Origin of the sequence: Rubrivirga sp. (genome assembly GCF_049648075.1) — a bacterium.
GTDB lineage: Bacteria > Bacteroidota > Rhodothermia > Rhodothermales > Rubricoccaceae > Rubrivirga.
Genome location: NZ_JBARYR010000775.1, coordinates 1 through 12,811, shown reverse-complemented (window position 1 = coordinate 12,811; position 12,811 = coordinate 1). Strand labels below are relative to the sequence as shown.

Below are 12,811 nucleotides of genomic sequence, written 5' to 3'. Positions count from 1 at the left end.
CGCACATCCGACGGCTCCAGCGGTACCGGTCCGACGACCACATCGCCCTCGACCCCGCGACCAAGCGCAACCTCGAGCTTGTCGCCTCGATGCAAGACGGTCGCCGCGACGGCTCGCTCGTCGGCGTCCTCGATGCGACCCTGACGCCGATGGGGGGGAGGTTGCTTCGGCAATGGCTCGTGCGCCCGCTCCGCGACGTCGGTCGCATCAACGGGCGCCTCCAAGCCGTGGACTCCCTCTCGGCGCCGAGACTGCGCCGCGCGGCGAGGGAGGAGCTTCGGCACGTGGGCGACTTGGAGCGACTGTGCGGCAAGGTCTGCACGAGCCGCGCGCTGCCCCGCGACCTGGTCACCCTCGGCACGACCCTGCGCCGCGTGCCGGCGGTCCAGTCCGTCCTCGAGAGCCGCCAGGCCGGCGAAGCCAACGCCAACGGGTTGCTCGGCCGACTCCGGGACCGGCTCACTCCGTGCCAAGAGACCGCCGAGCAGATCGCGGGCACGTTGGTCGACGAGCCGCCGGCGCAGACGAAGAACGGCGGCTACATCCGGCCTGGCTTCGACGCCGAGCTCGATCGCCTGCGCGACGTAGCCGGAAGCGGGAAGGAGTATCTGACCACGCTCCAGGCGCGCGAGGCCAAGCGGACTGGCATCACGAGCCTCAAGGTCGGCTACAACAAGGTGTTCGGGTACTACCTCGAGGTCTCGAACGCGCACAAGGAGAAGGCGCCGGTCGAGTGGACGCGCAAGCAGACGCTGACCAACGCCGAGCGTTACATCACGGCCGAGCTCAAGGAGTATGAGGAGACGATCCTGACAGCGCAGGACAAGATTATCGAGATCGAAGCGCGCTTGTTCGAGCAGCTGCGCGCGTCGGTCGCCCAGTCCGTCGAGCCGATCCAGGTCAACGCTCGAGCGCTCGCCACCCTCGACGTGCTGGCGTCATTCGCCGAGGTCGCCGAGCGCAACGGCTACGTCCGCCCGATCGTCGACGACTCGACGGTGCTCGACATCGAGGACGGGCGGCACCCGGTCGTGGAGCAGATGCTGCCGGCCGGCGACGCGTTCATCCCCAACTCCATCCAGCTCGCCGCGCCGACCGACCCCGTCGCCCTCGAGGCCGGGCAGATCTTGCTCATCACCGGCCCCAACATGGCGGGCAAGAGCGTCGTACTGCGGCAGACGGCGCTGGTGGTGTTGCTCGCCCAGGTCGGCTGTTTCGTGCCGGCCTCGAGGGCGAGGGTTGGCGCCGTGGACGCGCTGTTCACCCGGGTCGGAGCGAGCGACAACCTGGCCGCGGGCGAGTCGACGTTCTTGGTCGAGATGAACGAGACGGCCAACATCTTGAACAACGCGACCTCGAGGTCGCTCATCCTGCTCGACGAGGTGGGGCGGGGGACGAGCACGTTCGACGGCCTGAGCCTGGCGTGGGCCATCGTGGAGCACCTGCACGAGACGGCCTCGAGTGCGGCCCGGACCTTGTTTGCGACGCACTACCACGAACTCGACGCGCTGTCGGACCGGCTCGAGCGGGTCAAGAGCTACAGCGTCCGCGTGCGCGAGCACAACGGGAAGGTGGTGTTCCTGCGCACGCTCGTGCCGGGCGGCGCCGACCACAGCTACGGCATCGAGGTCGCCCGTATGGCCGGTCTTCCCGCGTCCGTCGTTGCCCGCGCCAAGGCCGTGCTCCGGCACCTCGAGGCGAACGACGTCGCGAGCGAGGTCGGCGTGGTGTCCAGCACCATGCCCTCAACCGCCCGCCCGTCTGTCAGCGCTCTCGGGGACGCCGATCCGTTGCCCGTCGCCCTCGAGGTCGCGGACCCCATCGCGACGGATGTAATGGACCGGCTCTCCGCCCTTGAACCGGACCGGATGACGCCGATTGAGGCGCTGATGGCCCTCGCGGACCTGAAGAAAACGGCTGAGGGGTAAGCGTGCCCTTGAGGTCGCAGAGCGCGACTTCATGGTCGGATTTATGGCCGCTTCATGTAAATGTGGTAATCTGCGGGGTCGGGCATCACCCGCCCGGCAATCACCCACACCACCCAACTAAATGCGCGCATTTATTCTTGCACTCGCCCTGACGTTCTCCGTCGCCATCACCGGCTGCCAGTCGGAGGAGGCTGACGCCATCGAGGATCAGGGCGACGCCATGGAGGACGCCATGGACGCCCGTGCCGACGAAATGGAGGAGGCCGGCGACGCCATGGAGGACGCCATGGACGAGGAGGCCGAGAGAGTCGACGAGATGATCGAGGACGGCGCCCCCATCGGCGACGAGGCCGACGTCATCGGAGACGGCGAGATCATCGACGAGGCCGGCGAGCCCGACGCTGACGAGCTCGGTCAGTAGCTGACCCCGCCTTCCAAGGCTTGGGTGCCCCTCGGTTCGCTGGGGGGCACCTTTTTGTTTGTGCTCGTCCTCGAGGCGACGTGCGCGCTGCGGGACCCTGCTCGGTGCGCCGCGTTCGAGGCTCATGAGCAGAGCCTTTGTCAAAGAGGGCGCCCCCGAGGTGCCCCTCGTCGTTCCGCCCCGTCCGCCGCTCCCCGACGGCGTCCCGAACTACGTCACGCCAACGGGCTTGGTCGCGTTGCGCGCCGAGAAGTCCGCCCTCGAGGCCGAACGACGCGGCCTCGAGGGCGACGCCGACGAGTCGACCCGGCAGCGCGAGTGGATCACCGGCCGGCTTCGCGATCTCGTAGAGCGCATCGCGCGTTCGAAAGTCGTCGATCCATCGACGCTAGAACGATCCGACGTCCGCTTCGGCGCGACCGTCACGATCCTGCGCGGAGGCGACGAGCAGACGTTCCAGATCGTCGGCGTCGACGAAGCGAGCGCGCGCGACGACGCGGTCGCGTTCACGTCGCCGATCGCGCGGGCCGTGCTGGCCAAATCGGCCGGCGACGCCGCGACGCTCTCCACGCCCAAGGGGGAGGACCGCCTCGAGGTCGTCGCCGTCCAGTACGCTTAGGCCGGGTCGAGCTTGGTGCCGGGCGTGCGGTCGCCGGGTGTCTCTGCGATCTCCCCGATGTCGCCGGAGCGGTCCTTGACGCCCGCGCGGTCCGCGTCGAGCGCTTCGCCCGAGACGTCAGGGGCGGTGTTCACCGTCCGAAGCTCGGGGTCTCCCGGCGTGCCGTCGGTGTCCGTCGAGACGCCTGCGATCTCGTCGGGACGCGATCCGCCCTCGAGGGCCATTCCCGCCGCTTTGACGTAGCCGCCGAGTCGACGGAGCGGAGCCTTGAGGTGGTCTTCCTCGATGGTGTCCGCGACTTCGGCCGTGTGCGCGCCGAGCGTCTTCATCGTGGCGCCGATGTCAGCGGCCGAGGCTGAGCCTTCGGCCTGGTCGCCCTCGAGTTGACGAGCCAAGGTAGTGAGCGCGTCGCGAATACCTGCGAGATCAGGGCGGTTAGCATCCTCGATTTTGGCGGCCCACCCGTGGCAGACGTCGGCGGCACCAGAGCGAGAGAGCGTACCCGTCAGGCCGTCCTTGAAGGCCTCGAGGGTGCTGAAGATGGACATCCCGTCCTCGGTCGGACGGTCGGAGAGGGTAGACATGGAGATAGGAGTAGAGAGATGTACGAGCTCGTCCTCGAGGACGACCGAAGCCGGCCTCGAGGACGTTCTGGTGGACGGCGCCTTCGTGTGCTAGGCCGTGCGCTAGGCGCCCAGAGCCGTCGCGGCTCGGTCGAGGTTGACCGCGATCCGCTCCAGGCGAGGCGTGACGCGCTCGTCCGGTTTCAGCGTGGCCGATTCTCGCGTCGCTTCGGCGAGTCCCGCGAGCGAGTCCGCGATGGCGCGGCGGTCCAAGGTGTCCGAGGACAGCAGGTCGTGCAGGTCGCTCAGGCCGGCGGCGACGCCGGTCAGGTCGAGGTCGCTCGCGTCGAGGCAGGCGGTCCGCCAGTGGTCGATGATGCCGCGCGCGGAGGTCGGCGTGATGGCCGTGATCGGACCCTCGAGGGCGGCCTCGGTCTGCTCGAGCGTCACGCGGTTGGTGTCGGGCGTCGATCCTCTCATGCTTTTGCCCCGCCCAAGGCGCCGCCGGCATGGCGGAGGAGCGAGCCGAGCCGCTTCAAGTTTTTGACCAGGTCGTCGGTCGTATCTCCAAGCGTCGCAGGGGCCACGTTGTCGGCCGAGATCTCCGTCTTCTCGCCCAGGCTGATCAGGATCGAGCCGACGCGGACGGCGTCGATCCCGTCGCCGACGAGCGATTGGTGCAGCTCGCCCAGGGCCGCGGCGATGGGAAGAAGGTCTTGGCGTTCGGTCGCCTCGATCTTGCGCTTCCAGTCGTCGATCTTGTTGATCGCCTTGGAGAGCGGGATCTCGGTCAGGCCGCGCTCGAGGATGTCGACGACGGCGGCGACCTCGACGGCCTCCGTTTCGTTGGGGATGGTGTCCATGGTTGAGGGGGCGCTACGAAGCGTTCGGAGCGTTGGAAGGAGAGGGGACGACGCCGGCCGGAAGGCCGTCGCCAGAAGAGGGGGGAAAGTCAGGATGCGTGGAGGGCTCGCCGATGCCTCCGAAAAACTCGTCGCGGGCCGCCTCGGCCACCTTGGCCGTGACGTAGCCGTCGGACGCCGCGCCGATAAAGCCGCCCAAAAGCGGGATGCCGCGCAGGAGCCGCTTCGACATCTGTCGCTTGGCGACACTCTTCGCGCCCCACTTGATCGCGCCCACCGTCGAGCTGACGACCAGGTTGACGCCGCGCTCGGCGAGCTTGAGCCCGACGCGGTCGAGGGTCTCCTGCTCGGCGTCGCGCGCCGGATCGGCCGGGCCGGACCCGACCAGGCAGCGCAAGACGCGGTCCCGAGTCGCCGGGCTCGCCGGATCGTGCCCCGCCAAAGCGGCCATCGACGCGCCCATATGGAGCTGCACTGACGCTACCGCGGCCATGTTCGCGGGCAGGACCACCGGGAGCGTGATCCAGCCGCCCAGGCCGCTTAGGAATCCCGCGGAAGCGGACAAGGCGAGGTGTCGCCGGATCAGCCGGTCGGCCTGCTCGTCGAGGGTGCCACCCCCTTGCCGAGCTTCTGCCGCCCGTTCCCGGGGCGTGCCGAGTCCCGGCACGCCGGTCAAGACGCTGGGGTAGAGGCGATCGAGGACGAACCGGCGGACGGTCGCTGTAGCAGACATGGCACCAAAAGCGTGGGGATCCAGATACGCAAGGGGGCGGCGAGGGTTCAGGCCCGAGCACGGGGGATCTCCCGAGATTGGAGTCGGACAGGGCGCTGCGGTCGCCGTCCTCGAGGTGACCGCTCGCCCTCGGGGTGACCGCTCGTCCTCGAGGGCGGCCACCCATCCGTCACTCCAGGCATTCCGTCCTCGAGGTCGCCGCATCGAGGACGATGAGGGTGAATCCGGATCGGCATGCGATCTCGAGGTCGGCCCTCGCGCATCTTCCAATCCCCAATCCTAACTCCATGATCCACTCTTTCCTCGGCCGCACCCCCGTCCTCGGCCTCGAGGCCTACGTCTCCGAAACTGCGGCTGTCATCGGGGACGTCACCGTCGGCGACGGCGCGAGCATCTGGTTTGGCGCTTCCTTGCGCGGCGACGTCCACTGGATCGAGGTCGGGCCGAAGTCGAACGTGCAGGACAACGCGACCGTCCACGTCTCGCGCGGGACGCACCCGTGCCAGATCGGGAGCGGCGTCACGATCGGGCACAACGCCGTCGTGCACGGCTGCACCATCGAGGACGACGTGCTGGTCGGGATGGGGGCGGTCGTCCTCGACGGCGCCGTGATCGGAGAGGGGAGCCTGGTCGGCGCCGGGGCGCTGGTGACGGGGAATACGATCATCCCGCCGCGGTCGCTCGTGCTCGGCAGCCCAGCCCAGGTCGCGCGCGAGCTGACCGACCTCGAGGTCGAGCGCAACCGCGCAAACGCTGCACACTACGTGCGCATGAGCCGCATGTACCTCGGCCTCGAGGCGCCCGGGGCGAACCCGTTCTACTCGGACCGGCGAGGAGAGCGCCCCTCGTGACTCGTGAAAAACCCGGTGTCCGAAACTGGTTCTCCTGTTTGGGGATCGGGGGCGGCCGGTGAGCCACCGTTTTCGACCGCTGAAGCCGTTTTCGGGGAACGACGAGCGGACCGGCGTGATCTTTGGTACCGCTTCCAGACTCACCGTCCTCGTCCCCCATGTTGTCCACTCGCCTCGGCCTGCTCGCCGCCTTCGGGATCGCTTGCATCGCCTCGTCGGTGATGCTCGCCCGCACCGTGAGCGCGCCGCCCTCGATCCTGGATCGAGTCTATAGCTAGATCGTCTCCGGCCGTTGAGGACGCTCGCTCTACCTTGTGTCTCGCGTAACTATTCGCGGGGCACGCCGTAGGGTGGAGCCCACCCTCCCTCGGCCCGGATGACGACGCTCTACTGGATCTGTCTCGGCGGCGGCTTCGCGCTGACGGTCCTGATGCTCATCGTGGGCGAAGTCCTCGAGGCCGCCCTCGACGCGCTCGACGGTGCCTTGGAAGGACTGGGCGTCGACGCGTTCGACCCGCTGTCGATGCTGGCGGGCGTGACCCTCTTCGGCGGGGCGGGGCTGATCCTGGACACGTCGCTCGACCTCGAGGTCGGAATCGAGATCGGCGTCGCGGCCCTCGTCGGCATCGTGGGAGCCGTCGCGCTCCACCTGATCTACGTCAAGCCGATGAAGCGGAGCGAGAACTCGACGGCGTTCTCGGTGCGCGAGTACGTCGGCAAGGCGGGCGAGCTCATCACGGGTGTTCCCAAGGGCGGCTTTGGTGAGGTCACCGTCCGCATGGGCGCCTCGACCACGTTCCAGACCGCGGCCTCGTTCTCCGGCGACCCCATCCCGACCGGCACGGCCGTCGTCGTCGTCGAGGTCGACGCCGAAGGCATCCTGCGTGTCGCGCCGCTCGACACCGACGACTTGGTCGAACCTGTCCCGACCCCGACTCGACTCCAAACCCGCGCCTAACCCCCTAAACCCATGCTTGAACTCCTTGGTGTGACCGGCATCGTCGTGATCGTGGCCATCGCCACGGTCCTGATGATCATCATGCTCGTCGCGAGCCGCTACAGAACGGTCTCGCCCGACGAGGCCATGATCATTACCGGCGCCGCCCTGGGCGGCAAGAACGTCCTGACCGACGACTCGGGCCGCAAGCTCAAGATCGTCCGCGGCGGCGGCGCGTTCATCGTACCGATCGTACAGCAACGCGAGCAGCTGTCGCTCCTGAGCCACAAGCTCGACGTCTCTACCCCCGAGGTCTACACGGCCGAGGGCGTCCCGGTCCTGACGGACGGCGTGGCCGTCATCAAGGTTGGGTCCAGCGTCGAGGACGTGGCGACGGCGGCCGAGCAGTACCTCGGCAAGCCGGACGAGGCGTTGCGGGCCGAGGCCCGCGAGGTCCTGGAAGGTCACCTGCGCGCCATCCTAGGCCAGCTGACCGTCGAGGAGGTCTACCGCAACAGGGACAAGTTTGCCCAGGAGGTGCAGTCGGTCGCCGCTCGCGACTTGAAGAAGATGGGGCTGCAGATCGTCAGCTTCACGATCAAGGACGTCCGCGACAAGAACGGTTACCTGGAGGCGCTAGGTCGTCCGCGCATCGCGGTCGTCAAGCGCGACGCCGACATCGCCGAGGCCGAGGCGCTTCGCGACAGCCGCATCAAGAAGGCCGTCGCCGACGAGGAAGGCCAGAAGGCCGAGTTGGTTCGTGACACCAACGTCGCCGAGGCGACGCGTGACCGCGAACTCAAGGTCGCCGCGTTTAAGCAGGACGAGGATACCGCTCGCGCCGCCGCCGACCTGGCGTACTCCGTCCAGGAGGCGTCCAGCCAAAAGGCCGTCGTCGAGGAGCAGATGCAGGTCGAACTCGTCCGCAAGCAGCGCGAGGTCGACTTGGAAAAGCTGGAGATCGAACGCCGCGAGAAGCAGTACGACTCCGAGGTCAAAAAGAAGGCCGACGCCGACCGCTACGCCGTCGAGCAGGCCGCCGAGGCCGACAAGCTCCGCCAGATGCGCCGTGCCGAGGCTCGTCAGTTCGAGATCGAGGCCGAGGCCAAGGCCAACGCCGAGGCCAAGCGCCTGGACGGTCAAGCCGTCGGTGACGCGCTACGCGCCGAGGGTCTCGCCGACGCTGAGGTGATCCGCGAGCGCGGTCTCGCCGAGGCCGAGGCCAAGGAGAAGCTGGCCGAGGCGTTCGAGAAGTTCGGCGAGGCCGCCGTCCTCGACCTGCTGGCCAAGATGATGCCCGAGCTCGCCCGCGAGGTCGCCGCTCCGCTGGCGTCCATCGACAAGTTGACGGTCGTCGACACGGGCGCTGGACAGGGTGCCGGGCGCGTGACCAACACGGTCGCGGGCCTGATGGCGACCGTCCCCGAGCTCGCCAAGTCCATCGCCGGCGTCGATCTCACCGAGGTCGCGAAGGGCTTCGCCTCGAGGGCGACGGCCCCCACATCGGGCGACGGCGCGACGCCCGTACCGGCGCTCGTCCGCCCGGCGGATCCCGTCCTCGAGGACGACCTCGAGGGCGAGGCATAGCGCCAGGCGACACACGGCTAGGAGGCCGCGCTTACGAGAGTGAGTGCGGCCTCTGTTTGTATACGAGGTGCCGCACCTCCGAGTCCGCACTCGACCTCGAGGACGGTCGGCGCTATTCCAATCCGGAATGGCGTGCTTGTCATGTCGAATCGAGGACGGATCCGTATCGACCTCGAGGACGCGATCTTAAAGCGGATGGACCTCGGCGGAGGAAGTAAGGCATCGAGACGCTGCAGTCCACTGTCGTGTCCCGTCCGTCCTCGAGGACGCTAGAACTCGACCGAGAACCCGATCGTCGGCAGGCGGCCGACGTTGGTCTGCTCGCGTAGGAAGTCGGGCTCGGCCGGGTCCTCGGTGTACTCGAGGGCGAAGACGTTCTCGGTGTCGAGCACGTTCTGCACATCGAGGTAGACGACGCCGTTGACGCGGCGGCCCAGGGCGAACCGCCGGTCGAAGCGGAGGTCCCACCGTGCGTAGCCGTCGGTCCGCTCGCTGTTGAGCCGGTCCAAGTCCTGGACGCCGCGACGCGACAGCGCGTACTCGACGGCCGAGGCCTCGAGGTCGAACGGCGTGAACGGCCGTCCCGACTGGACCGTCAGCCGCGTCCCGATCTCCCAGCCGCCCAGCCGGACGCCGCCCGTGAGCGACAGGTTGTGGCGGATGTCCCACGACGACGGCCGGTAGACGCCGTCGGCGCCGGTGAACTCGCTCCACCCGAGCGTGTACGCGCCGAGCCCGTAGACCCGAGACGTCAACCGCTTCTGGGCCGAGAGCTCGAGCCCGTACGCCCGCCCTTGGCCGACCGGCAGGAGCGGCTCCGCGCCCGAGACCCCGAACCCGCCGCCCAGGTTGGCGAGCGACACGCGCGGATCGGACGCGGAGACGGGATAGTCGTTGTACGCCTTGTAGTAGCCCTCCGCCGAGACGCGCACGCTCGGGACGACCTCGAGGGCGACGCCTCCGACGACCTGACCGACGTCGATCCAGTCCAAGCCTTGGTTGACGAACATCCCCCGGTCCTGGACCGCGAGCGAGATCAACTCGGGCGCCTGGGTAAACCGACCGACGGCCCCACTCACCTCGACGCGATCGGTCACGTCGTACGACGCGCTCAAGCGAGGGGAGATCGAGATCTCGTCCTCGAGGAAGTCGATCGCGTCCAGGCGCAAACCGCCGGCGACGGACAGGTCGCCCAGGCTGGCCGTGAGCTGGGAGTAGCCGAACCCCTTCCACAGGCCGAGGTCGGTCGAGAACTCGAGGTCGGTGTCGAACGGCGTCGCGGGCGTGGCGCGCTGGAAGAAGAGCGAGGTCGCCGTCTCGCGAGAGGCTCCTGCGCCGACGCCGAGTGTGAGGCCGGGTGCCAACCGGAGGTCGCCGTCGCTCCGGAGGCGCCACGCGGCCTCTTCGGACACGTTCGAGAACAACGGCTCGTCGTTCTCGTCGAGGTCGTTGAAGAAGAACTCCTGGTAGCTGCGGCTAAACGCCGTCGTAAAGAAGCCGCCCGGTACCAGGTGGCGCCACGAGAGCCCGGCCGTATAGCTCCGCTGATCGTTGTCGACCACGCTCGAGGCGATCTCTTGGTTCTCGAAGTCGTCGAGCTCGGGTTGGACGATGTCGAAGTCGTCGATGGCCCAGATGCCGAAGAACACCAATCGGTCGTTGTCGGTGATCTGCCACTCGGTCCGGTTCTGGAAGTCCCAGTAGGCAGGGCGGATTGGCAGGTCGAGCAGTTCGAACAGGAGTTGGAGGTAGCTCCTCCGCGCGGAGAAGGTCCAGTTGAAGTCTTCGCCGGAGGACCCATCGAGCGATACGGCCGCCTCACTCGCGCCGACCGTGATGTCGCCGGACAAGAGCCCCGGACTGCCCGGCCGGTTCTCGATCACCAGCACCGACGACGCCGCGTCGCCGTAGCGGACCGGGAAGCCGCCCGTGTAGAACGTGGCCTCGCGAATAAAGTCGACGTTGAGCAGGCCGATGGCGCCGCCCGTCGCGCCCTGGGTCGCGAAGTGGTTGATCTGGGGGATCTCGATGCCGTCCACGAAATAGGCGTTCTCGCTCGGCCCGCCGCCGCGCACCAGCAGGTCGCTCCGGGTGTCCGTGCCCGCCGAGACGCCGGGGAGCGTCAGGATCGAGCGCGAGATGTCGTTCTGGCCGCCGGGCGTCCGGCGGATCTCCTCCGGTCCCAGCGTGCGGACCGAGACCGGCGCGTCGGGCTCGTCGTCGAAGAACCCGGCGCGCACCACGACCTCGTCCTCGAGGGCGGCCGCCCCTTCGCGGAGCTCGAACAGGACGAACGTCGGTCGGCTCTGCTGGACCACGACGTCGGTCTTGGTCTGGGGATCGTAGCCGACGAACGATGCCCGGAGTTGGTACGAGCCCGCTGCGAGACCGTCGATCGCGAACGCGCCGTCGACGTCCGTAGCGGCGCCCGCCACGATGGAGCCGTCGGCATCGAGGACGGCGACGTTGGCTCCGGGCAGCGTGGCTTGCGTGATCGCGTCGACGACGCGTCCGGTCAAGGTTTGGGCCGCTGTCGTAGGCCCCCACAAGAACGCGAGGACAAGGAGCGGGAGAAAGCGGAGGGTCATAGGAGGGTCGAGCAGAGAGGAGAAGAGTAGGCGGCGGATCTCGTTCGAGGCCGGGATCAAACGGCCACTCTGCGCGCTAGCTCGAGAGTGGTTGATGTACAGGCGACCCGATAGAGTCCGGAAAGCTCGGCGCCTACACAGCGAGCGTGAACGGGGATCGTGTGGCTGCCGTCGAGAACGTCGTGTACGGACCCGGCATCACTCACCGGATGAGCAATTTCAGGGCGGGAGAGGGGACTTGTGATAGCCTACCGAATAATCGGTAGGTTGGCAAGCCTTTTCTTCCGGCTCGGTTCCGGTTCCTCGTCGAATCTTACGACCCCGGCGTGTAGACGCCCTTGAGGACGACGTCGATGACGTCTGCGCTGACATCGAGGGCGGGACGGTCTGCGACGCCGCTCTCGACCAGGTGCACGACAGCGTTCAGCGAAGCCACGACCATTCCCGCGACCAACCCTGGCGGCGTCGCTCTCGCCTCGCCACGCCTCACCGCTGCCTGGACGACGTCGTCGATCGGCTTCATCACGCCTTGGTAGATGCGCGTGGCCATTTCGGACGCGTTCGGCTGAGGCGAGGCGGGGAGGCCGGAGGCGGACATCGCGATGACGTTCATAGAAGGCTGCGAGAGGATCCAGGCCGCCATCGCCATGAGTTGGCCCCTCAGGTCCGGCGCAGTCTCGGCCGCTGCCGTCAGGTTCTCGCGGTGCCGGTCGAACGTGCGATCAATGACTCGCTCCCAGAGCTCACGCTTCCCGCCGGGCGCGTGGTGGTAGAGCGAGGCCTGCTTGATCCCGATGGCGTCGGCGAGATCGCGGAGACGAGTCCCCGAGTAGCCCCGCTCGAGGAAGAGCCGCTCGGCGGCGTCGAGGACGTGGTCGGACGAGTCAGGCAAAGTGGGCGGCGTCGGGGTAGGAACGTGTCGGACTCGTACCAGGGCTCTCGCTAAGGGTTCGAGAAAGTGCCTCCACGTCCCAGCTGGATACGGGCCGCGACCTCGAGGGCGCGCTACTCAGCAGGAACCACCTGTCCCGTCGGACCGACGGTCATGCCCTCAGGCGGCGGACTCGTCGGGAACGCGGAGATCTCGGGCTCGCCGTCCCAATCGTTCGGGACGTAGTGGTTGTGGCCGCCGTGGGAGATCTCGATGTAGCCCAGCGGGCCCACGACACTCGTGCTGCTCTCCCGCAACCCGAGAGCGTCGGAGAGAGCGAACACGATCAGGACGATCAGTCCGGCGAACAGGGCGAGGCGGACGGGGCGGCGCATCGAGGGCGGGGACCTGGGGACAGGGGTGGAGAGTACGCCGGGCTCCTTGCATCGCACCGCGAATCCCTCGTGACCCGGGTCCTCTTGCTGATGGGCGTCGCCGGCTCTGGAAAGACGACGGTCGGGCAGCGATTGGCCGATGACCTCGGCTGGTCCTTCGTGGACGCCGACGACTACCACGACGCGTCATCGCTGGAGAAGATGGAGCGGGGAGACCCTCTGACCGACCTCGATCGGGCGCCCTGGCTCGAGCGACTGGGACGGCTGGTCCGCGAACGCGGTGAAGACGGTCCCCCGACGATCCTGGCCTGTTCTGCGCTCAAAGGATCGTACCGAGACACACTCGGGGCAGCCCGTGAGGACGTCATGGTGTTCTGGCTCGACGTCCCAGAGGACGAGCTCGGCCGCCGACTGCGTGCGCGAGACGGTCACGTCGCCGGAGCGGACCTCTTGCC

The 12,811-nt window shown here is 68.0% G+C and carries 14 protein-coding genes; 7 read left to right on the top strand and 7 right to left on the bottom strand.

Annotated elements, in window-relative coordinates; all coding sequences use genetic code 11:
- The 3 genes from mutS to WBA11_RS20475 form a co-directional block, all read left to right on the top strand.
- The coding region (gene mutS / locus WBA11_RS20485; RefSeq protein WP_424522482.1) for a DNA mismatch repair protein MutS at positions 1-1,928 on the top strand (1,928 nt) is incomplete at its 5' end.
- 121 nt (positions 1,929-2,049) lie between these two features.
- A complete protein-coding gene (locus tag WBA11_RS20480; protein WP_424522481.1) occupies positions 2,050-2,349 on the top strand; it encodes a hypothetical protein in 300 nt (99 codons plus the stop codon).
- Between the two features lie 124 nt (positions 2,350-2,473).
- Positions 2,474-2,968, top strand: coding sequence for a GreA/GreB family elongation factor (locus tag WBA11_RS20475; protein ID WP_424522480.1), 495 nt, complete (start codon positions 2,474-2,476; stop codon positions 2,966-2,968).
- Here WBA11_RS20475 and WBA11_RS20470 read toward each other — a convergent pair.
- The 4 genes from WBA11_RS20470 to WBA11_RS20455 all read right to left on the bottom strand — a co-directional run bounded on the left by WBA11_RS20470 (position 2,965) and on the right by WBA11_RS20455 (position 5,127).
- Positions 2,965-3,552 (bottom strand): hypothetical protein, encoded by a 588-nt coding sequence (locus WBA11_RS20470; protein WP_424522479.1) that lies wholly within the window; start codon positions 3,550-3,552, stop codon positions 2,965-2,967. The two genes, WBA11_RS20475 and WBA11_RS20470, sit on opposite strands and share 4 nt — an antisense overlap.
- Before the next feature lie 102 nt (positions 3,553-3,654).
- Complete coding sequence (locus WBA11_RS20465; protein WP_424522478.1) at positions 3,655-4,011, bottom strand: hypothetical protein; 357 nt, start codon at positions 4,009-4,011, stop codon at positions 3,655-3,657.
- On the bottom strand, positions 4,008-4,394 hold the full coding sequence (locus WBA11_RS20460) for a hypothetical protein (RefSeq protein WP_424522477.1): 387 nt from the start codon (positions 4,392-4,394) through the stop codon (positions 4,008-4,010). The genes WBA11_RS20465 and WBA11_RS20460 overlap by 4 nt, the downstream gene beginning before the upstream one ends.
- Positions 4,395-4,407: 13 nt before the next feature.
- Positions 4,408-5,127, bottom strand: a complete 720-nt coding sequence (locus tag WBA11_RS20455; RefSeq protein WP_424522476.1) for an EcsC family protein — start codon at positions 5,125-5,127, stop codon at positions 4,408-4,410.
- Positions 5,128-5,414: 287 nt separating this feature from the next.
- Here WBA11_RS20455 and WBA11_RS20450 point away from each other — a divergent pair, with 287 nt between their 5' ends.
- The 3 genes from WBA11_RS20450 (at position 5,415) to WBA11_RS20440 (ending at position 8,502) form a co-directional block, all read left to right on the top strand.
- Positions 5,415-5,978 carry a gamma carbonic anhydrase family protein gene (locus WBA11_RS20450; RefSeq protein WP_424522475.1) on the top strand — a complete coding sequence of 188 codons (564 nt, stop codon included), beginning with the start codon at positions 5,415-5,417 and terminating at the stop codon, positions 5,976-5,978.
- 376 nt (positions 5,979-6,354) lie between these two features.
- Positions 6,355-6,936, top strand: a complete 582-nt coding sequence (locus WBA11_RS20445; protein WP_424522474.1) for a protease — start codon at positions 6,355-6,357, stop codon at positions 6,934-6,936.
- A gap of 72 nt (positions 6,937-7,008) precedes the next feature.
- Positions 7,009-8,502 carry a flotillin family protein gene (locus WBA11_RS20440; RefSeq protein WP_424522483.1) on the top strand — a complete coding sequence of 498 codons (1,494 nt, stop codon included), beginning with the start codon at positions 7,009-7,011 and terminating at the stop codon, positions 8,500-8,502.
- Positions 8,503-8,771: 269 nt separating this feature from the next.
- On the opposite strand, the gene WBA11_RS20435 is transcribed toward WBA11_RS20440, so the two are convergent.
- The 3 genes from WBA11_RS20435 to WBA11_RS20425 all read right to left on the bottom strand — a co-directional run bounded on the left by WBA11_RS20435 (position 8,772) and on the right by WBA11_RS20425 (position 12,356).
- Positions 8,772-11,090, bottom strand: coding sequence for a TonB-dependent receptor (locus tag WBA11_RS20435; protein ID WP_424522473.1), 2,319 nt, complete (start codon positions 11,088-11,090; stop codon positions 8,772-8,774).
- Positions 11,091-11,403: 313 nt separating this feature from the next.
- Positions 11,404-11,982 (bottom strand): TetR/AcrR family transcriptional regulator, encoded by a 579-nt coding sequence (locus WBA11_RS20430; RefSeq protein ID WP_424522472.1) that lies wholly within the window; start codon positions 11,980-11,982, stop codon positions 11,404-11,406.
- Positions 11,983-12,095: 113 nt separating this feature from the next.
- Positions 12,096-12,356 carry a hypothetical protein gene (locus WBA11_RS20425; RefSeq protein WP_424522471.1) on the bottom strand — a complete coding sequence of 87 codons (261 nt, stop codon included), beginning with the start codon at positions 12,354-12,356 and terminating at the stop codon, positions 12,096-12,098.
- 69 nt (positions 12,357-12,425) lie between these two features.
- Between WBA11_RS20425 and WBA11_RS20420 the strand changes: the two genes are divergently transcribed.
- A partial coding sequence (locus WBA11_RS20420; RefSeq protein WP_424522470.1) for a gluconokinase occupies positions 12,426-12,811 on the top strand: 386 nt, incomplete at its 3' end.

What these genes read in the sequence shown, in the direction of transcription:
- WBA11_RS20480 (WP_424522481.1), top strand. Translation starts at nt 2,050, where the DNA reads ATGCGCGCATTTATTCTTGCACTCGCCCTGACGTTCTCCGTCGCCATC.
- WBA11_RS20475 (WP_424522480.1), top strand. Translation starts at nt 2,474, where the DNA reads ATGAGCAGAGCCTTTGTCAAAGAGGGCGCCCCCGAGGTGCCCCTCGTC.
- WBA11_RS20470 (WP_424522479.1), bottom strand. Translation starts at nt 3,552, where the DNA reads ATGTCTACCCTCTCCGACCGTCCGACCGAGGACGGGATGTCCATCTTC.
- WBA11_RS20465 (WP_424522478.1), bottom strand. Translation starts at nt 4,011, where the DNA reads ATGAGAGGATCGACGCCCGACACCAACCGCGTGACGCTCGAGCAGACC.
- WBA11_RS20460 (WP_424522477.1), bottom strand. Translation starts at nt 4,394, where the DNA reads ATGGACACCATCCCCAACGAAACGGAGGCCGTCGAGGTCGCCGCCGTC.
- WBA11_RS20455 (WP_424522476.1), bottom strand. Translation starts at nt 5,127, where the DNA reads ATGTCTGCTACAGCGACCGTCCGCCGGTTCGTCCTCGATCGCCTCTAC.
- WBA11_RS20450 (WP_424522475.1), top strand. Translation starts at nt 5,415, where the DNA reads ATGATCCACTCTTTCCTCGGCCGCACCCCCGTCCTCGGCCTCGAGGCC.
- WBA11_RS20445 (WP_424522474.1), top strand. Translation starts at nt 6,355, where the DNA reads ATGACGACGCTCTACTGGATCTGTCTCGGCGGCGGCTTCGCGCTGACG.
- WBA11_RS20440 (WP_424522483.1), top strand. Translation starts at nt 7,009, where the DNA reads ATGATCATCATGCTCGTCGCGAGCCGCTACAGAACGGTCTCGCCCGAC.
- WBA11_RS20435 (WP_424522473.1), bottom strand. Translation starts at nt 11,090, where the DNA reads ATGACCCTCCGCTTTCTCCCGCTCCTTGTCCTCGCGTTCTTGTGGGGG.
- WBA11_RS20425 (WP_424522471.1), bottom strand. Translation starts at nt 12,356, where the DNA reads ATGCGCCGCCCCGTCCGCCTCGCCCTGTTCGCCGGACTGATCGTCCTG.